The 19,147-nt window shown below is 69.3% G+C and carries 15 protein-coding genes, 1 tRNA gene and 1 pseudogene; 10 read left to right on the forward strand and 7 right to left on the reverse strand.

The genetic code is table 11. The annotated features are described in order from the left end of the window. Positions 1-100: 100 nt before the first annotated feature. On the reverse strand, positions 101-3,649 hold the full coding sequence (gene mfd / locus LOZ83_RS07020) for a transcription-repair coupling factor (protein WP_374202640.1): 3,549 nt from the start codon (positions 3,647-3,649) through the stop codon (positions 101-103). Between the two features lie 82 nt (positions 3,650-3,731). Beyond that, complete coding sequence (locus LOZ83_RS07025; RefSeq protein WP_236789356.1) at positions 3,732-4,640, reverse strand: LLM class flavin-dependent oxidoreductase; 909 nt, start codon at positions 4,638-4,640, stop codon at positions 3,732-3,734. Between the two features lie 55 nt (positions 4,641-4,695). On the opposite strand from LOZ83_RS07025, the gene LOZ83_RS07030 reads away from it, so the two are divergent. Beyond that, complete coding sequence (locus LOZ83_RS07030; protein ID WP_236789357.1) at positions 4,696-5,463, forward strand: helix-turn-helix domain-containing protein; 768 nt, start codon at positions 4,696-4,698, stop codon at positions 5,461-5,463. Between the two features lie 4 nt (positions 5,464-5,467). Beyond that, the gene (locus LOZ83_RS07035) at positions 5,468-6,622 is read left to right on the forward strand and encodes a sorbosone dehydrogenase family protein (RefSeq protein ID WP_236789358.1); all 1,155 of its coding nucleotides are present in this window, start codon (positions 5,468-5,470) and stop codon (positions 6,620-6,622) included. A gap of 512 nt (positions 6,623-7,134) precedes the next feature. Here the strand turns inward: LOZ83_RS07035 and LOZ83_RS07040 are convergent. Next, on the reverse strand, positions 7,135-7,728 hold the full coding sequence (locus LOZ83_RS07040) for a TetR/AcrR family transcriptional regulator (RefSeq protein WP_236789472.1): 594 nt from the start codon (positions 7,726-7,728) through the stop codon (positions 7,135-7,137). 94 nt (positions 7,729-7,822) lie between these two features. Beyond that, positions 7,823-8,761, reverse strand: a complete 939-nt coding sequence (locus LOZ83_RS07045) for a fatty acid desaturase (protein ID WP_236789359.1) — start codon at positions 8,759-8,761, stop codon at positions 7,823-7,825. Between the two features lie 164 nt (positions 8,762-8,925). On the opposite strand from LOZ83_RS07045, the gene LOZ83_RS07050 reads away from it, so the two are divergent. The 5 genes from LOZ83_RS07050 (at position 8,926) to LOZ83_RS07070 (ending at position 14,161) form a co-directional block, all read left to right on the forward strand. Beyond that, positions 8,926-8,997 (forward strand) — tRNA-Gln (locus LOZ83_RS07050). A gap of 5 nt (positions 8,998-9,002) precedes the next feature. After that, positions 9,003-10,763 carry a diguanylate cyclase domain-containing protein gene (locus tag LOZ83_RS07055; protein WP_374202630.1) on the forward strand — a complete coding sequence of 587 codons (1,761 nt, stop codon included), beginning with the start codon at positions 9,003-9,005 and terminating at the stop codon, positions 10,761-10,763. Between the two features lie 52 nt (positions 10,764-10,815). Continuing rightward, positions 10,816-12,294, forward strand: coding sequence for a bifunctional UDP-N-acetylglucosamine diphosphorylase/glucosamine-1-phosphate N-acetyltransferase GlmU (gene glmU / locus LOZ83_RS07060; RefSeq protein ID WP_236789360.1), 1,479 nt, complete (start codon positions 10,816-10,818; stop codon positions 12,292-12,294). Next, positions 12,284-13,264 (forward strand): ribose-phosphate diphosphokinase, encoded by a 981-nt coding sequence (locus LOZ83_RS07065; RefSeq protein WP_236789361.1) that lies wholly within the window; start codon positions 12,284-12,286, stop codon positions 13,262-13,264. Before glmU ends, LOZ83_RS07065 begins: the two co-directional genes overlap by 11 nt. A 60-nt stretch (positions 13,265-13,324) precedes the next feature. After that, positions 13,325-14,161, forward strand: a complete 837-nt coding sequence (locus LOZ83_RS07070; protein ID WP_236789362.1) for a TIGR03621 family F420-dependent LLM class oxidoreductase — start codon at positions 13,325-13,327, stop codon at positions 14,159-14,161. Here the strand turns inward: LOZ83_RS07070 and LOZ83_RS07075 are convergent. Next, positions 14,127-15,152, reverse strand: a complete 1,026-nt coding sequence (locus LOZ83_RS07075; protein WP_236789363.1) for a hypothetical protein — start codon at positions 15,150-15,152, stop codon at positions 14,127-14,129. The two genes, LOZ83_RS07070 and LOZ83_RS07075, sit on opposite strands and share 35 nt — an antisense overlap. Positions 15,153-15,387: 235 nt before the next feature. On the opposite strand from LOZ83_RS07075, the gene LOZ83_RS07080 reads away from it, so the two are divergent. The 3 genes from LOZ83_RS07080 to LOZ83_RS07090 all read left to right on the forward strand — a co-directional run bounded on the left by LOZ83_RS07080 (position 15,388) and on the right by LOZ83_RS07090 (position 17,072). Next, positions 15,388-15,990, forward strand: a complete 603-nt coding sequence (locus LOZ83_RS07080) for a 50S ribosomal protein L25/general stress protein Ctc (protein WP_236789364.1) — start codon at positions 15,388-15,390, stop codon at positions 15,988-15,990. After that, on the forward strand, positions 15,987-16,580 hold the full coding sequence (gene pth, locus LOZ83_RS07085) for an aminoacyl-tRNA hydrolase (RefSeq protein ID WP_236789365.1): 594 nt from the start codon (positions 15,987-15,989) through the stop codon (positions 16,578-16,580). The genes LOZ83_RS07080 and pth overlap by 4 nt, the downstream gene beginning before the upstream one ends. 129 nt (positions 16,581-16,709) lie before the next feature. Continuing rightward, complete coding sequence (locus tag LOZ83_RS07090) at positions 16,710-17,072, forward strand: DivIVA domain-containing protein (protein ID WP_236789366.1); 363 nt, start codon at positions 16,710-16,712, stop codon at positions 17,070-17,072. Positions 17,073-17,136: 64 nt separating this feature from the next. Here the strand turns inward: LOZ83_RS07090 and LOZ83_RS07095 are convergent, their stop codons facing one another. Beyond that, the gene (locus LOZ83_RS07095) at positions 17,137-18,822 is read right to left on the reverse strand and encodes a fatty acyl-AMP ligase (RefSeq protein WP_236789367.1); all 1,686 of its coding nucleotides are present in this window, start codon (positions 18,820-18,822) and stop codon (positions 17,137-17,139) included. Positions 18,823-18,840: 18 nt separating this feature from the next. Next, positions 18,841-19,067, reverse strand: a pseudogene (locus tag LOZ83_RS07100) (hypothetical protein); the annotation flags it as partial. Positions 19,068-19,147: the final 80 nt, after the last annotated feature.

Below are 19,147 nucleotides of genomic sequence, written 5' to 3' on the forward strand. Positions count from 1 at the left end.
GACATTAAAGACGCTGTGTCCGACGCTCACGACGGTGAGTTCGACACTCGCGAGTCCCGAATGTAGAACTCACGATCCCGAGCGTCGGACTCGCCCGGGGTCAGCCGACGGGGGCTGGTTCCTTGGTGAGGTTCGTCAGCAACTTCTGGCACCACTCCAGCAAGGCTTCGTCCCGCAGCGGGGGTGCGCCGATCCGCCCGCCTGCCGGGCCTTCCGTCGGCTTGGGCACCGAAACCGTGTTCGTCACGGCCTTGAACATCGCCTTCGGGTACAGGCGCTTCAGCCGGATCTGCTTCGAGTCCGCCAGCGGTAACGGTGCGAAGCGGATCGTGTTGCCCTGCATGGTCACTTCGGTCACCCCCGCCGCGCGGCAGGCGTGCCGGAACCGCGCGACCGCCAGCAGCCGGTGCACCGGCGCGGGCGGCTGGCCGTAGCGGTCGATGAGCTCCTCTTCGACCGCCGCCAGTGCCTCCGAGTCCGGCGCGGCCGCGATCTTCCGGTACGCCTCCAGACGCAGCCGCTCACCCGGCACGTAGTCGTGCGGGATGTGGGCGTCGATCGGGAGGTCCACCCGCACCTCGCCGAGTTCCTCGTCCTCGATCGGCTCGGCGCCCGCGCTGCGGCGGAACACGTCCACCGCCTCGCCGACCAGGCGCACGTACAAATCGAATCCGACGCCCGCGATGTGACCCGATTGTTCCGCGCCGAGGATGTTCCCGGCGCCACGGATTTCCAGGTCCTTCATCGCGACCGCCATGCCCGCGCCCAGTTCGGTGTTCTGCGCGATCGTCGCGAGCCGGTCGTGCGCGGTTTCCGTCAACGGGGATTCGCCCGGGTACAGGAAGTACGCGTACCCGCGCTCACGGCCGCGGCCGACCCGGCCGCGCAACTGGTGCAGCTGAGCCAAACCCAGCAGGTCACCGCGTTCGACGATGAGCGTGTTGGCATTCGAGATGTCGAGCCCGGTCTCGACGATCGTCGTGGAGACGAGCACGTCGTACTCGCGCTCCCAGAAACCCTGGATGATCTTCTCCAGCTTCTCCTCGTTCATCTGCCCGTGCGCCGTCACGACCCGCGCGTCCGGCACCAACTCACGCAACCGCCGCGCGGCCTTCTCGATCGAGGAAACCCTGTTGTGCACGTAGAAAACCTGGCCGTCGCGCAGCAGCTCACGCCGGATCGCGGCGCCCACCTGCTTGTCGTCGTACGCGCCGACGTAGGTCAGGATCGGGTGCCGGTCCTCCGGGGGCGTCAGGATCGTCGACATCTCGCGGATGCCCGCGAGCGACATCTCCAGCGTCCGCGGGATCGGCGTCGCGGACATGGTCAGCACATCGACGTGCGTGCGCAGCGCCTTGATGTGTTCCTTGTGTTCCACGCCGAACCGCTGCTCCTCGTCGACGATGACGAGGCCGAGATCCTTGTACCGCACACCGGTTTGCAGCAACCGGTGCGTGCCGATGACGATGTCCACCTCGCCGTCGGCGAGCCCGGCCAGCACACCGTCCACTTCGGACTTGTCGGTGAACCGCGACAGGCCCTTGATCGTCACCGGGAACGACTGCATGCGCTCGCCGAACGTGTTCAGGTGCTGCTGGGCGAGCAGCGTCGTGGGCACCAGCACCGCGACCTGCTTCCCGTCCTGCACCGCCTTGAACGCCGCGCGCACCGCGATCTCGGTCTTGCCGTAGCCGACGTCACCGCAGATCACGCGGTCCATCGGCACCCCGCGCTCCATGTCCGCCTTGACCTCGTCGATCGCGGCGAGCTGGTCGTTGGTCTCGACGAACGGGAACGCGTCCTCCAGCTCGCGCTGCCACGGCGTGTCCGCGCCGAACACGTGCCCTGGCGCGGCCTGGCGGGCGGCGTAGAGCTGCACCAGCTCGGCCGCGATCTCCTTGACCGCCTTGCGCGCCTTGGCTTTCGTGTTCTTCCAGTCCGACCCGCCGAGCTTGTTCAGCGCGGGCAGTTCGCCGCCGACGTACCGCGAGACCTCGTCGAGCTGGTCGGTCGGCACGTACAACCGGTCGCCCGGCTGGCCGCGTTTCGACGACGCGTACTCCAGCACGAGGTACTCGCGGGTGGCGCCGGAAATGGTGCGCTGCACCATTTCCACGAAGCGTCCGATGCCGTGCTGGTCGTGCACGACGTAGTCGCCCGTCTTGAGCGCGAGCGGGTCGACCGCGTTGCGCCGCCGGGACGGCATCTTCGTGCCGAGGTCCTTTGTGGACGATCCTGCGGTCGCGCCGCGACCGGTGAGGTCCGCCTCGGTGAGCACGACCAGACCCAGCTCCGGCGCGCTGAAACCCTCGGTCAGCCCGCCGCACACGACGGTGACCACACCGGGTGCGGGCTCCTTGACCAGCCCGTCCTCCGCGAGCGTCGCGGCCACGTCGGCGCTCGACAGTTGCTCGACCGCGCGGCTCGCCGTGCCGTGTCCCGCCACGACGAGCACACCGGTGCCCTGGGAAGCGAGATGCGCCCGCAGGTCCGCGATCGCGCGCTCCAGGTCACCGCGATACGCCGGCGCGGGCTCGACCGCGACCTGATAGACGTCCTCGCTCGTCAGCTGCGAAAGCGTCCACCATGGACGGTCGGTCGCGCCGGCATGCGCGGCCACCTCGGTGAGATCGCGGTACGCGGACGCGCCGAGATCGATCGGCGCCTGGCCGCCGCCGGCCGCGGCCAGCCACGACGCTTCGAGGAACTCCTGACCCGTGCGCACGAGGTCGTGCGCACGCGCGCGGATCTTCTCCGGGTCGGCGAGCAGCACGTGCGTACCCTCGGGCATCGCATCGGTCAGCAGCTCCAGCTCGCCCTCGCACAGCACGGGAATGAGCGCCTCCATGCCTTCCGACGGGATACCGCCGGCCAGCTTGGTGAGCATCTCGGCCAGCTGCGCGTCCGCCGCGTACTGCTCGGCCAGCTCGCCCGCGCGGGCTTTGACCTCCGGCGTGAGCAGCAGTTCGCGGCACGGCGGCGCGTGCACGGCCTGGATTTCGCCCGGCAGCGACCGCTGGTCCGACACCGCGAACGCGCGGATCTCGCTGACCTCGTCACCCCAGAACTCGACGCGGTACGGATGATCAGCGGTCGGCGGGAACACGTCGAGGATGCCGCCGCGCACCGCGAACTCGCCGCGCTTCTCGACCATGTCCACGCGCGTGTACGCGAGCACGACGAGGCGGTCCAGCACGCCTTCGAAGTCGTTCTCCTCGCCGACGACCAGGTCGATCGGTTTCAGCGCGCCGAGTCCGGGCGCCATCGGCTGGATCAGGCTGCGCACGGTCGCGACCACGACCCGCGGCGCGTCGCCGCCGCGCAGCCGGTGCAGCACGTCGAGCCGCCGCCCGACCGTGTCCGCACGCGGGGACAGCCGCTCGTGCGGCAGCGTCTCCCAGGACGGGAAGTCGGCGACCTTGTCCCCGCCGATCAGCGAGGCCAGCGCCGCCGTCAGCTCGTCGGACTCGCGGCCGGTCGCGGTCACGGCCAGCACCGGCCGGCCGCCGCCCTCGTCCGCCGCGAGCGCGGCGACGACGAGCTGGCGGGCGGCCGTCGGGCCCTGGAGGTCGAGCAACGGTGAACCGGCCCGCTCGAGGACGCCACGCAGCGCGGGGTCGGCGAGGACGGAGGACAGCAGACCGGACAACACCCCGTCTGTCACGAACATCTCCCCTGTGCAGACATGCGGACACACCTCTGCCCAGGACGAGACGGGGCACAGGCTCTCGCTAACCAGCGTACGGCAGGACGTCCACCAGCTTTTCCAGCTGTCCGGCGAAGGCAGCGGGGTCGACCGCGGCTATCCGCAGCAGGACGTGCTCGGCGTCGGTGAACCGGCTCAGCTGAGCGAAAATGTCCGGCCCGGTGAGCATCACCTGGATCCGGCCGATGACGTCGAGCGGTTGCCGGTAGGTGGCCCGGCAGTACGCGTCGAGTGCCGCTGTGCCGCGCTCGACATCGTCTTCGAGGTACACGGTCGCGAAGAGGGCCGGCGTGACGGGGCGGTCGGTGGTCCCGCGGATCGTGGCGAGCGCGCTCGCGTATTCGGCCGGGTTCGGCGGGTACGGCAGCCAGCCGTCGTAGAGCCGGGCGGTGCGGTCCAGTGCGGCCGGGGTGATCCCGGCGAGCCACACCGGCGGGCCGCCGGGCCGCGCGGGGCGGGGTACTTCGGGGAGCCAGTCGTAGTGGAGAACCTTGCCGTGGAACGACTCCGGGTTGCCGGTCCACAACTGGCGCCACAGCGTGACGGTGTCGTCGAGGTGCGAGAACCGGGTCTTGAACCGCACGCCGACGAGGTCGAACTCCTGCTCGCTGAAACCGGGAAAACCCGCGCCGACGCCGAGTACGAGCCGCCCTTCCGACAGCAGGTCGAGCGAGGTGATGGTCAGCGCGGCCTGCGCGGGGTGACGGTGGGCCGGGATCAGCACGGCGGTGCCGAGCGTGATCCGCTCGGTCGCCTGCGCGATGGCGGTCAGCAGGGTGAGGGGTTCGATCCGGGCGCGGACCAGCGAATCACCGACCCACACCGAGTCGAAGCCGAGTTCTTCCAGCCGCACGGCGGTTTCCACGAGCGCGCGGGCGGAGCCGCCGGCCTGCAGCTGGGCTTGCCCCGAGGGCAGGAGTAGTCCGAATTTCATGGCTCAACCGTTGTCGCGGCGGGGTATACGCTCAATTCCCTGGAGGGAATGGCACGTGAGCGGTTTCGGCGGTGCGCTACGCGAATGGCGTGGACGGCGGCGGTTGTCGCAGCTCGAACTCGCGGTGCGGGCGGGGACGACGCAGCGGCATGTGAGCTTCATGGAGAGCGGCCGGTCGACGCCGGGGCGCGGGATGGTCGTGCGGGTGGCGGAGTCGCTGCAACTGCCGCTGCGGGAGCGGAACGCGTTGCTGCTCGCCGCCGGGTACGCGCCGAGCTACCCGGAAACGCGGCTGGAAGACCCCGAACTGAAACCGGTGCTGGACAGCCTGCGGCGGCTGTTGGAGGCGCATTACCCGTATCCGGCGATCGTCGTCGACCGGTTCAGTGATCTGGTCGCGGCGAACGGCGCGCTGGACATCCTCACCGAAGGTGTCGCACCCGAGCTGCTCGAACCGCCGGTCAACACGCTGCGGATGGCGTTGCATCCACGCGGAATGGCGCCGCGGATCGTGAACTTCGACGACTGGGCACAGCACGTGCTGGAACGACCACGCCAGGAGCAGGCCCGCGCGCCGCACGACCGGCACGTCTCGATGCTGGCGGAACTGACGAACTACCTGCCGCGGCCGCTGAGCCCGGGCCCGGAGCATCTCGGTTTCGCCGTCCCGTTGCGGTTGTGCTCGCGGCTCGGTGAACTCCAGCTGATCAGCGCGATCACCACTTTCGCGACAGCCGTCGATGTCACGATTTCCGAACTGCGGCTGGAAACCTTTCTTCCCGCCGATCACGCCACCGCGGCGGCGCTCGCCGGGCCACAATGACGGCATGCGCCGAATCGGAATCGTCCTGTTCGCCCTGCTTCTGACCGCCTGCACGGGTTCGCCGTCGGCGGTCCAGGTTCCACCCCAGCAGACGAACCTGCACGTCGACGTCCTCGCCCGCGGGCTCGAGCACGGCTGGGATGTCGGTTTCCTGCCGGACGGGAACCTGCTCGTGACGCAGCGTCCCGGGCGGCTGTCACTGGTGGATTCGTCCGGCGCGCACGATGTGAACGCGGATCTGTCGGATGTGTACGCCCAGGGTGAGGGTGGCTTGATGGGCCTGGTTGTGCATCCGGACTTCGCGCAGAGCCGCCAGTTCACGGTGTGCCACACGCACCAGGAAGGCGGCCGGCCGGTCGACATCCGGCTGACCACCTGGACCCTGTCACCCGACGACCGCGCCGCGACGCGGGTGCGAAACCTGCTGACGGGCCTGCCTCTGAACCCGAGCGGCCGGCATTCCGGCTGCCGCCCGGTAATCGGCGCCGACGGTGCACTGCTGGTCGGCACCGGGGACACCGCACGGTCGACGATCTCGCAGGACCGGCACCAGCTGGGCGGAAAAGTGTTGCGGATCGACCTGCACACGGGCGCACCCCTGCCGGACAACCCGTTCATCTCGTCGGCGGACCCGAACGAGCAGCGAATCCTCAGCTATGGACACCGGAACGTGCAGGGAATCGCGGTCCGGCCGGGCACGGGCCAGGTGTTCACGGCGGAGCACGGCCCCACATTCGACGACGAGATCAACCTGATCCGCGCGGGCGGAAACTATGGATGGGACCCGTCGAAGGGCGGCACGGACTCCTCGTACGACGAAAGCGTCCCCATGACCGACACGACGCGCTTCCCGGGCGCCGTCAATGCACTGTGGACGTCCGGCCACATCACAGAAGCCATCTGCGGCGCTGCTTTCCTCACAGGCTCACAATGGGGCCCACTCGAAGGTCGGTTGGCAGTCGTGGCGCTGAAGGGCCAGAAGATGCTGCTGTTCAGCCTCGACCAAACAGGAACCGTCACAGACGTAACCCTGCCAGCAGAATTCGACGACACCTACGGACGATTGCGTGCAGCAAGAACAGGCCCAGACGGCGCCCTATACGTAACCACCTCAGACGGCAACGACGACAAGGTCCTACGCATCACGCCGCAGGCGTGAAAGGCCACGGGCCGAGTTGGGTGGTCATCCCGTCGCCTGAAACAGGAACGATCACTTTTCGTCAGGGCCGCAACATCCCTGCACGGCGCGCAGCCGAAAGACCAAAGCTTGCGGCCCTGAGGAAAAGTGATAAATGAAAACCGCAGGCGACGGGATGACCACCCAACTCAACCACCCACCCAAGGTGAGATCCCCTGGCCCCCTCATCCTGGAGCCTGCCCGCCGGCGAGGCATCTTTTGATCTTTTTCTTTTGTCTTTCGACCCTCACGGTGCAAGTTCGCCGTAGAGACTCCCAAGCCACCCCGCGCCCCGCCACCACCCCGATCGCGCGATCGTCTAACGGTCGCCATACCGCGTCAAGGCGGGAAAGAGTGCCTTGACCCGGCATGGCGACCGCTAGGGCGCTGGGGATCGGGATGGAGGCTCCGGAGTGGGTGGTTGTCGTCGTGGGTTTTGTTGCCGGGTGGCGGTTTTGTGGTGGTGGTGGTGCTCGCCGGCTTCTGGCCCCGGGCTAGTTCAACCGTAGTTTTGGTTTGTGTTCCAGGTTGGACAAACCGTTCCACGCCAGGTTCACCAAGTGTGCGACGACCTCGTCCCGTTTGGGGCGGCGCGCGTCCAGCCACCATTGGCCGGTCAAAGCGACCATCCCGACCAGCGCCTGCGCATAGAGCGCCGACAGTTTGTCGTCGTAGCCGCGTGCGTCGAATTCTTGGCCGAGGATGTGCTCGACCTGGCTCGCGATGTCGTTCAGCAGCGTGGAAAAAGTGCCGCTGGAACTCGCGACCGGCGAGTCCCGGACCAGGATCCGGAACCCGTCGTGCGATTCTTCAACGTAACCCAGCAATGCACTGGCAGCCTGTTCCAGCATCGCCTTCGGATGCCCACCGTGCAGAGTGGACACCATGCGATTCAAGAGTGCCTGGGTCTCCCGGTCGACAACGACCGCGTAGATCCCTTCCTTGCCACCGAAATGTTCGTACACGACGGGCTTGGAGACGTTCGCGCGGTTCGCGATCTCTTCGATCGAGGTGCCGTCGAAACCCTTTTCCGCGAACAGCGCGCGGGCCACGTCGAGCAGTTGCTGCCGGCGTTCCGCGCCGGTCATCCGGACACGTGTCACCGGCACCGGCGGACGTGCACCGGTCGCCGCATCGCGTTTGGCCCGTCGTCTTCCTGCCACCGCCGCAGGCTACCCGCCCCTATTCGGCCCGCAGCCGTGCGAGGCGCGTCGGCGTGGGCCAGCGGACGTTGTCCACCCAGCCGAACTTCTCGAACAACCAGATGAGACGCGCCGAAATATCGATCTGCCCGCGCTGCACACCGTGCCGCGCCGAGGTCGGGTCCGCGTGGTGCAGGTTGTGCCACGACTCACCGAACGACAGGATCGCCAGCGGCCAGAAGTTCGCCGACCGGTCCCGCGCGCTGAACGGCCGCTCGCCGATCATGTGGCAGATCGAGTTCACCGACCACGTCACGTGGTGCAGCACGCACACCCGCACCAGCCCGGCCCAGAAGAACCCGGTCACCAAACCCCACCACGACCACGAGATGAGCCCGCCGAGAATGCCAGGCGCGACAAGGGTGATCACGGTCCACAGCCAGAAATACTGGTCGACCTTCTTGATCGCCGGGTCCTTCAGCAGATCCGGCGCGAACCGCTCCGCGTTGCTCTGGTCGCGCTCGAACAGCCAGCCCATGTGCGCGTGCCAGAAGCCCTTCACGATCGCCAGCGGCGAAGTGCCGTACGCCCACGGCGAATGCGGGTCGCCGTCACGGTCGGAGAACGCGTGGTGCCTGCGGTGATCGGCCACCCAGGTGATCACCGGCCCCTGCACGGCAAGGCTGCCCGAAATCGCGAGCGCGACCCGCAGCCAGCGCTGCGCCTTGAACGATCCGTGCGTGAAATACCGGTGGAAGGCGACGGTGATGCCGAGGCCGCTGAGGCAGTAGAACACCGCGGACAACGCGACATCCACCCAGCTCAGTCCCCATCCCCAGGCGAAGGGCACGGCTACCGCGAGCGCGACGATCGGGAGCAGTACCCCGACGTACACCGCGAACTGAAGGCCGCCCGGGCGCTGCCCGTTGATCAGCGGTTTTGGACCTTTGGTGGGAGTCGGCTCCAGCGTAGCCGTCATGCGCAACCACTTCTTCCTGCGGAAACGACCCGGGAAAGGGTCACCTAACCTACGATGCCGTAAGTTACGGTACAGGAGGTTCCGGCGGCTGGGGAGAGCACAAATGCCCGCCGTACCCCAAGCCTGGAACCACTTTCCCGTTTCGCTATCCTGACCAGGCACGATCCGCCGTAGTGTAATTGGCAGCACTCCAGATTTTGGTTCTGACAGTTCAGGTTCGAATCCTGGCGGCGGAGCTGCTGTGCCCGACCCCGACGAGCGAGGGGGTGTCCCGCTGCAAGGCGAAAGCGAGACCAGCAAGAGGCCGGCGCTGGCCGAGTTGTCCGACGCCTGGCTGGTGGGGCGCGCCCGCGAACTGATCGCCGCGGTACAGCACACGAATCACGAAGAACAACTCGAGATCGTGCGCACGATCGACGAGCTGCTCGACGAGACCCAGCGCCGCGGCGAGCCGATCCTGATCGCGCAGCTGCTGCGCGCCGCCGCGCTCGCCAGGCTCGTGACGCGTGGGTACGCCGCCGAGTCCGAGCCGCTACTCGACGAGATGCTCGCGCACACCCGCCGGCACGGCCTGTCGCTCTACCGCGCCGACGCCCACGCGCTGCGCGGGCGCCGGCTGGTGCTGGCCGCCCAGGAGGACGCGGCGCTCACCGAGATCGCCCGCGCACTGGCGATCCTCGACGACTCCGACCGCCCGGACATGCAGATCCCGCGCCGCGAATGGGCGAAGACCCAGGCCAGCGCGTTCATCGACTGCTGGCTCGTGCTCAACCAGCTCGGCGTGTACGAGGCCGCGGAGGAGGTCATCGCGCGGGCGCACCAGGCGATCCGCGAGACCGCCGGCCCGCACGAGATCACTTTGCAGCTGATGAACCGGATCAAGATGCTGCTCGGCTGGGCGCTGCGGCTGGAACGGGTCGACCGGCATCGCGACGCGGTGCTGAAGTTCGAGACGGCCGCGTCCATGGCCGTCGCGGTCGAGGCGCCGTTCGCCGAATCGCTGTTCCCGCGCCGGATCGGGGTGGCCGCGGTCGACCAGGTCGGCGTGCTGGCCGCCGCGCTCGCGTTCGCCGAGCCCGACCCCACGCACTCGGACCGGCTGCAGCGGTTGCTCATCGAGCCGGGCTATCCGCACGAGCAGGTCCTGGTGGCGATCGCACTGTCCCGCTGCCTGTACGTGGGCGGCCGTCGCGACGAGGCGTTGCAGGCACTGCAAAAGACCCGGCTGCACCTCGACGAGGACAACTCCCAGCCCTCGATGCGGCTCAACCTGATGCGCGAGCTGGCCCGGCTGGACTCCGAGGAAAGCCAGGAAACCAAGCAGCTCAACTCGTTCATCGAGTACGCCACGTCGCTGGAGCTGGAGCTGTGGTCGCTGCGCGAGTCGCAGATCGCCACCCTCAACACCCGCCGGGAGCACGAGCGGCTTTCGGCCCAGCACGGCGCGATCAGCCAGCAGGCGCTGCAGGATCCACTCACCGGCCTGCCGAACCGGCGCGCGCTCGACGAGCACCTGCGCACGTTGTCGGCGTCGACCACCGCGCAGCCGCTGGCCGTCGCGCTGATCGACCTCGACGGGTTCAAGGGCGTCAACGACGAGCACTCGCACGCCGAGGGCGACGACGTGCTCAGGGTGGTCGCGAGCACGCTCCGGGACGCCTTGCGCGGTGATGACATCGTTGCCAGGTACGGCGGCGACGAGTTCGTCGCGCTGCTGCCCGGCGCGCCGGTCTCCGCCGCGAAGCAGGCGCTCGGCCGCGCGGTGAACGCCGTGTCGTCCCTGCCACATCACCTCTCGCACGGGGTAACCCTCTCGGTCGGCCTCGTTTCACTGCGTCCGCAGGAACGGGCGGACCAGGTCCTCTCCCGCGCCGATGCCGCGATGTACCAGGCAAAACGCGGTGGCGGCGACCAGGTCGCCACGGCCAACGCGATCCCCGGCGAGGCGGCCGCCGGCTGGGCGGAGGCCGACCCGGCGCCGAGCCTCGAAGAGCTTCCGTAGGATCGGTGCCCCGCACGTACACGTACACAGCCGTCTGCAGTTTGGGAGTGCCGTGACCGGCTCGCTGAGCACGTTGGTCCTCGCCGCGGGTGAGGGCACCCGGATGCGTTCGACCACCCCGAAAGTGCTGCACCCGATCGCCGGCCGGCCCCTCGTCGACCACGCGGTCCGGGCCGCCGCCGGCCTCGACCCCGAGCATCTGGTGGTGGTCGTCGGGCACGGCCGCGAAGCGGTCGCCGCCCACCTCGACGAGCTCGGCAAGACGCTCGGCCGCCCGATCGCCACCGCGGTCCAGGAGGTCCAGCACGGCACCGGGCACGCGGTGTCCTGCGGGCTGGACGTGCTGCCGGCCGCGCCGACCGGCACCGTCCTCGTCAGCTACGGCGACGTGCCGCTGCTCGACACCGAGACGCTGGCCGCGCTGCTGGCCGAACACCACGACGAAGGCAACGTGGTCACGGTCCTGACCGCCGTCCTCGACGACCCGACCGGCTACGGCCGCATCATCCGCGACCCGGACGGCGCCGTGCGCGGCATCGTCGAGCAGCGTGACGCGACCGAGGACCAGCTCGACATCACCGAGATCAACTCCGGCGTCTACGCGTTCGACGCGGCCCTGCTGACCGAGGGCCTGACCCGGCTGTCCACCGACAACTCCCAGGGCGAGCTGTACCTGACCGACGTGCTCACCAACGCGTGCGCGGACGGCCGCAAGGTCGGCGCGCTCGTCGTCGACGACCCGTGGCTGACCGAGGGCGTCAACGACCGGGTGCAGCTGTCGGTGCTCGGCGCCGAACTCAACCGCCGGATCGTGCGCCGCTGGCAGCTGTCCGGCGTGACCGTCGTCGACCCGGCCACGACGTGGCTCGACGCGGGCGTGACGCTCGCGCGCGACGTCCGGATCGAGCCGGGCGTGCAGCTGCACGGCGGCACGGTGGTCGGCGAGGGCGCGGTGATCGGCCCGGACAGCACGCTCACCGACGTCAAGATCGGTGCCGGCGCGCACGTGATCCGCACCCACGGGTCGGAGTCGGAGATCGGTGAGAACGCGAACGTCGGCCCGTTCGCCTACCTCCGCCCGGGCACCGTGCTGGGCGAGCAGGGCAAGATCGGCACGTTCGTCGAGACGAAGAAGGCGAACATCGGCAAGGGTTCGAAGGTGCCGCACCTGACCTACGTCGGGGACGCGACCATCGGCGAGCACAGCAATATCGGCGCGGGCAGCGTGTTCGCCAACTACGACGGGATTCGCAAGCACCACACCACCGTCGGCTCGTACGTGCGCACCGGTTCGGACACGACGTTCGTCGCCCCGGTCGAGGTCGGCGACGGCGCGCACAGCGGCGCGGGCACGGTGATCAGGCGCAACGTCCCACCGGGGGCACTCGCGGTCTCCACCGGACCGCAGCGCAACATTGAAGGCTGGGTGGCCCGGCGAAGGGCGGGCACACCTGCGGCGGAGGCGGCGGCAGCCGCCCTCGCCGCTGACGGGAACCACGAAACCGAGCGGGAGTCGTCGAATGAGTCCTAAGTCCGGCACGCCGAAGAAGAACCTGATGCTCTTCTCCGGCCGCGCACACCGGGAACTCGCGGAAGAGGTGGCCAAGCACCTCGACGTGACGATCACCCCGCAGACCGCGCACACGTTCGCCAACGGCGAGCTGTTCGTGCGGTTCGAGGAGTCGGTGCGCGGTACGGACGCCTTCGTGATCCAGAGCCACACCAACCCCATCAACGAGTGGGTGATGGAGCAGCTGATCATGGTGGACGCGCTCAAGCGGGCGAGCGCGAAGCGGATCACCGTGGTCGTCCCGTTCTACCCGTACGCACGGCAGGACAAGAAGCACAAGGGCCGCGAGCCGATCTCGGCGCGGCTGATCGCGGACCTGTTCAAGACCGCGGGCGCCGACCGGATCATGACGGTCGACCTGCACACCGCGCAGATCCAGGGTTTCTTCGACGGCCCGGTGGACCACCTGTTCGCGCAGAACATCCTGGCCGAGCACATCAAGCGCACCTACGGTGACGCCGATATCGCGGTGGTCTCGCCGGACTCGGGCCGTGTGCGGCTGGCGGAGAAGTGGGCGCAGCAGCTGGGTGACCGGCCGATCGCGTTCATCCACAAGACCCGTGACCCCGACAAGCCGAACCAGGCGGTCGCGAACCGCGTCGTCGGCCAGGTCGAGGGCAAGCTGTGCGTGCTGGTCGACGACATGATCGACACCGGTGGCACGATCGTGAAGGCCACCGACGCGCTGCTGACGGAAGGCGCGGCCGACGTCGTCATCGCCTCGACCCACGGCATCCTGTCCGACCCGGCGACCGAGCGGCTGTCCAACTGCAAGGCGCGCGAGGTCATCGTGACGAACTCGCTGCCGATCCCCGAGGAGAAGCGCTTCCCGCGGCTCACGGTGCTGTCCATCGCGCCGCTGCTCGGCGAGGCGATCCAGCAGGTGTTCGAGGACGGCTCGGTCACCAGCCTCTTCGACGGCCACGCCTGATCTTTCCGCCCGGCGCGAAAGCAGGTGCCGGGCCGGGCGCGGGGGCGATAGCTTCGCGGGGTGTTCAGATTCGGAGTGAGTCTGCGGGCGGTCGACGGCGAGTTCGCCGCGAAATGCCGCAGGGCCGAGGAGCTCGGCTACGACGTCATAACGATTCCCGACCATCTCGGTGCCCCCGCGCCCTTCCCGGCGCTCGTCGCGGCCGCGGCGGCCACGCGCCGGCCGCAGGTCGGTCCGCTGGTGCTGAACGCGCCGTTCTACAACACCGCGCTGCTGGCGCGTGACATCGAGTCGACGGTGACACTCACCGGCGGCCGGTTCGAGTTCGGGCTCGGCGCCGGGCACATGAAACACGAGTTCGACGACGCCGGTTTGCCGTGGTGGCCCGCGAAAACGCGCATCGGCTACCTCGAGCGCATGCTCGCCGAGCTGCGGGAACGGCTGCCGGAGATGCCGCCGCTGCTGATCGCGGGCAACAGCGACGGCGTGTTGTCGCTCGCCACGAAACAGGCCGACATCATCGGGTTCGCGGGGCTGAAGCAGGCGCCCGGCAAACAACCCGGCAACTTCGACCTGACCAGCGGCGAGGAGCTGGACGACCGCGTAGCGTTCGTGCGCGGGCAGGCCGAGCGCGAGCTGGAGTTCAACATGCTGATCCAGAAGGTGGTCGTGGCCGATGATCCGCGGGCCGAGCTGGACAGCTGGATCCCCGGCGAGTACGGCGCCGACGAACTCCTTGCGGCGCCCCAAATCCTGGCCGGTTCACCGGAGCAGATCGCCGAGGAGATCGAAACTCGCCGCAAGCGCTTCGGCTTCACGTACTACACGGTCTTCGACCCCGCGATGGAAGCTTTCGCCCCTGTCATCGACCTAATTCGACCGCGGCCGCCTGCTTGAACCCGGCCGCATCAACGCGCGCGACGGGTTCCGCGGTCACCACCGGCACCGCGGACACCTTCGCCGTACCCGACAGCTTCGGCAGCGCGAACTTCACCGAGCACGACATCGTCGTGGACTCGTCGAGCGCGGCGACGACCTCCTGACCGCAGCTCTGCTCACCGAGCCGGCTGGAGGAGACCGAGGACGTCAACGCCAGCCGCGCCGAAGCCCTGGGCGCGTCCCCGACGAGCTTGTTCGACACCTGCACGGTGTCGGTGCACGCACCACTCGCGGTGCAGCTCAACGCGTTGTCCGTGACCGACGCGGCGACCACGGGCCCGGCCACGAACGGCTGGCCGAGGCTGTCCACGGCCCCGTTGTACGCATCCCGCAGAGCGGGCAGCTCCGCCGGGCGGAGTCCGCGCACGCCGACGCTGCCGTCGCCCAGGGCCTGTGTCGAGCCCCCGCCGAGCAACGACGAATCGAAACTGACCACCCGGTACGGCGGCTCTGTGGTCACCCGCAGGCCACCGGTGTCGAACACGTCGAGCCCGCCCGCGGTCGTCCGCGTGGCGCGGACGGTGCCCTGCACCGCCGTCCGCAGCGTCTGCGCGATGGTCGCCGGGGCGAGCATCCAGCCGGGGTCGAACGCCAGCACCGACCGGGCCCAGCGCGTGCCGTACTGCGCGGCGCGGTCGGCCGACATGCCCTGCGCCTGCCAGTACGCGGCGGGCGCCCGCAGGTACAGGTCGCCGCCCGCGCGCAACGCGCTCACCTGCTGGTCCCGCAACGACAACATGCCCTGCGCGAGGCCCTTGCCGGTGACGGTGAAGACCGTGCCGCCGGCCAGGTCGTAGGTGACCGCCGTTTCCGCGGACAGTGCTGTCAGCGCGGCGTCGATCGCGGCGCGGGGATCCTGGGCGTGCTGGGCCGGTGGCGAGGCCTCGCACGCACTCAGGACGAGGACCGCGATGAGCATGAGGAAGCCACTCACGGTCCCACGCGGCATCCCAACACCCCCTGACTCACCAGTTTCCTACTTGGCGAAGCGACCCACCGCAACCCCTGTGCGATGGGTTGCTTACACTGAACAGGTTGTCTCGGCGAGGCGGGCGCCAGCCCGGCGTGATCGACGCGGCGGCTTGAGTAGCCACGCGCTATCCACGTGCCGCGAGCTCGCCGCCGCAGACTCCCGCTCGAGCCCCGCGCATCAGAGTTCCATCGTGTTGAAGGAGTGCAAGACCGTGTCCGAGGTACGTCTGTCCGTCGAGCCGCGCACCGAGTTCGGCAAGGGCGCCGCGCGCCGCACCCGTCGCGCCGGAAAGATCCCCGCCGTGCTGTACGGCCACGGCACCGACCCCCGGCATCTCGCGCTGCCGGCGCTCGAGTTCGCCCGCGTCGTGCGTGAGAACGGCAGCAACGCCGTGCTCACCCTTGATGTGGAGAGCAGCACCGAGCTGGCGCTCACCAAGACCATCACCGTGCACCCGATCAAGAACTACATCGAGCACGTGGACCTGCTCGTCGTGAAGCGCGGCGAGAAGGTCACCGTCGACGTGCCGCTCGTCGTCAACGGCACCCCCGGCCCCGGCGGCCTGGTCAACCAGGGTGTGGACACCCTGTCCGTCGAGGTCGAGGCGCTGCACATCCCCGACCAGATCGAGGTCTCGATCGAGGGCGCCGAGGTCGGCACCCAGATCCTCGCCTCGCAGGTCACCCTGCCGGCCGGCGCGACGCTGCTGACCGACCCGGAGGCCCTGGTCGTCGCGATCAACGAGCCGCAGGCCGAGGAGTCCGCCGCCGAGGCCACCGGTGGCGAGGGCGAAGCCGAGGCCGCCGCGGAGTGACGGCTGATCTGCCGGGTGCCGGCGAGCAGGTGCTGCTCGCCGGCCTCGGCAACCCCGGGCCCCGCTATGCCGGCAACCGGCACAACGTGGGGTTCATGGTGCTCGACGAGCTGGCCGCGCGGATCGGCGGCAAGTTCAAGGCCCACAAGGGCGGCGCCGACGTGCTCGAGGGGCGGCTGGCCGACCGGCGCGTCGTGCTGGCCAAGCCGCGCTCGTTCATGAACCTCTCCGGCGGGCCGGTGTCGGGCACCGCCAAGTTCTACAAGATCGAACCGAGTGGTGTCGTCGTCATCCACGACGAGCTGGACCTGCCGTTCGGTGGGCTCAAGCTGAAGCTCGGCGGCGGCGACAACGGGCACAACGGCCTGCGGTCGATCACCAAATCGCTCGGCACGAAGGACTACTACCGGGTGCGGTTCGGCATCGGCCGGCCGCCCGGGCGGATGGATCCGGCGGACTTCGTGCTCAAGGACTTCGCGACGGTCGAGCGCAAGGAGCTCCCGTTCGAGGTCGATCGCTGCGCCGACGCCGTCGAGGCGCTCATCGGCAAAGGGCTGACAGCGGCCCAGAACGCGTTCCACGCTGCGTAGCGATCTTCACCCAAAGGCGTGCGCGACTGCCTCCATCGAGTTCGATGCCGCCGCTGGACCTTCCAGGCGCGTTGCGCCGCGGCTAGGACTGATACGGGAAACGCCCCCACCTGCCGACTGGAGCTCCTCATGTCCTTGACCGCTGAAGACGTGTACCGCGCCGAGTTCGGCAACGCGCCGATCGGGCGACGCGGCTACGCCAAGCAGGAGGTCGACGCGTTCATCCGGCGGATCGCGAAGACCCTCGAAGACGAAGACGACCTGACCGCCGCCGAGGTGCACCACATCGAGTTCAACAGACCGCTGCTGGGCAAGCGCGGCTACGACGAGCGTGAGGTCGACGTCTTCCTGGAGAAGGCCGAGGACACCCTCGCCCAGCGGTTCGGCCAGGCACACCCGCTACCGTCCGCACGCACCGACGCGGAGGCGACGGCCAGCCGCGCGCCGTCGCCGCACCTGCGGCAGGAATCCCTGGACACCAAGACTTCCTGAGGCCGACGGGGCGGGACGCGGACGAGCGTCCCGCTCTTCGTCGTGCCGGACGTCGAACTTCGCGTCAGCCGCCTGCGGTTTGCTCGATCCGGTCGGCGAACTGGATCGCCGTCGCGGCGCGTTTCACCTTGCCCGACGGGGTTTTCGGCAGGCTGCCGGCCGGAAGTACGACCACCGCGAACGGCCGGACGTCCACGGCGTGGTGCACGCGGGCGGCGACCTCCTTCATCAGCACCCGCTCCGCCTCGGTGTCACCGGCGAGCTTCGACTCCAGCACCACCGCGAACCGCTCGCGGCGGCTGCCCGCGTCGATCCGGACGGCCACCGCGTTCCCGGCCCGCACGCCGTCGACGGAGGTCGCGGCCCGCTCGATGTCCGTCGGGTAGATGTTGCGGCCGCCCATGATGATGACGTCCTTCTGCCGCCCGGCGATGATGATCTGCCCATCGACCAGGTACCCGAGGTCGCCGGTGGCCAGCCAGCCTTCGGCGTCCTGCGTCGGCACCGGGCCGTCGACCGTGAGGTAGCCCGGGGTCACCGCCTCGCCGCGCAGCCGGATCTCGCCGACCTGGCGTTCGCCGAGCACGTTCCCGTCGCCGTCCACGATCTGCGCTTCCAGCCCGTCCAGCGGCCGCCCCAGCACCGCGAACGACCGCACCTCGTCGGTGCCCCGCCGGGAATCGCCTTCGGGCACCGGCACCGCCCGGTTGTCCGCCTCCAGGGCGTCCGCCTCGACGTAGTCCAGGGTCAGCCCGGTGAACAGGGGCGCGAACGACACCGCGAGCGTCGCCTCGGCCATGCCGTAGGCCGGGAACACGCATTCGGCCGGCATGTCGAACCGGGCGCCGGCGTCGGTGAACGTCTTCACCGCGGTCTCGTCGATCGGTTCGGCGCCGTTCAGCGCGATCCGCAGCGTCGACAGGTCGTAGGCGCCGTCATCGGCTCGCTCCAGGCGGCGGCCGACGATCGCGTACGCGAAATTGGGCGCGGCCGTCGTCGTCGCGTGGTACTTGGTGATCAGCTCCGGCCAGATCAGCGGCCCGGTCAGGAACTCGACCGGGGTGATCTTGATCAGCTCGACGCCGAAGGTCATCGGCACGGTCAGGAAGCCGACCATGCCCATGTCGTGGAAGGTCGGCAGCCAGGACACCATGATGTCCTCGTCGAACACGAACTCCGCCCGGTCGACCATCGCCTTGATGTTGACGTACAGGTTGCCGTGGGTGATCCGGACGGCCTTGGGCTCCGCGGTCGAGCCGCTGGTCAGCTGCAGCAGCGCGAGGTCGTCCTCGCTCATCGGCACGGGCTCGGCGAGCGGCTCGGCTCCGAGCAGGTCGGTGATCATCCGGAACGCGATGCCGTGCTCGGTGAGCACCGGCCCGAGCGCGTCGAACGGCTCGCCGAGCACGACGAGTCCGGCGCCGATCATGGTGAGCACCTTGACCGTGTCCTCGGCCCACACGGCGAGGTCCGTGCGCGGGGTCGGCTGGTGCAGCATGGTGACGCTGCCGCCGGCGAGCCACACGCCCTGCACGGTCGGCGCGATGAGTGCCGGCGCCGCCGCCAGCACGGCGACGGGTGTGCCCGGCGTCAGCCCATGCTCGACGAGCCCTCCCGCCAGGCGCTTGGCCTCTTCGTGGACTTCCGCCCACGTCCGCCGGACCGGCTCCTTGGGCTCCCCGGTGACCATGCCCCGCTGCTGACCGCCACCCGCGGCGGTAGCGACGAGTGTGTCCACGAACCTGCTCATAGCGGAGACGATAACTGGTCAGCCGAGGACGAACGGGAGCCTGGCGGCCAGCGCACCCAGTGCCGCCTGCTCCGCGCCGGTCGAGGCACGCGGGCGGTTCGGCCGCGCCCGGCAGCTGCGCGATCAAGTCGAGGTGGTGCAGCGTCCATTCCAGGACGTAGGCGGTGACCACCTGATCGCGGGTAGGCAGCGGCCAGCCGGACGATCAGCGCGTCGAGCGGGTCCGCACCGCTCGGCGTCCGGCCACCTGATCATCGACGCGCAGGACGAGCTGATCAGGCAAGCCCGGAGGCGTCGTCCGGGAGTCCGGCCACCGCCGCGCGCA

It is taken from the genome of Amycolatopsis sp. GM8 (assembly GCF_021653975.1).
Taxonomy (GTDB): domain Bacteria; phylum Actinomycetota; class Actinomycetes; order Mycobacteriales; family Pseudonocardiaceae; genus Amycolatopsis_E.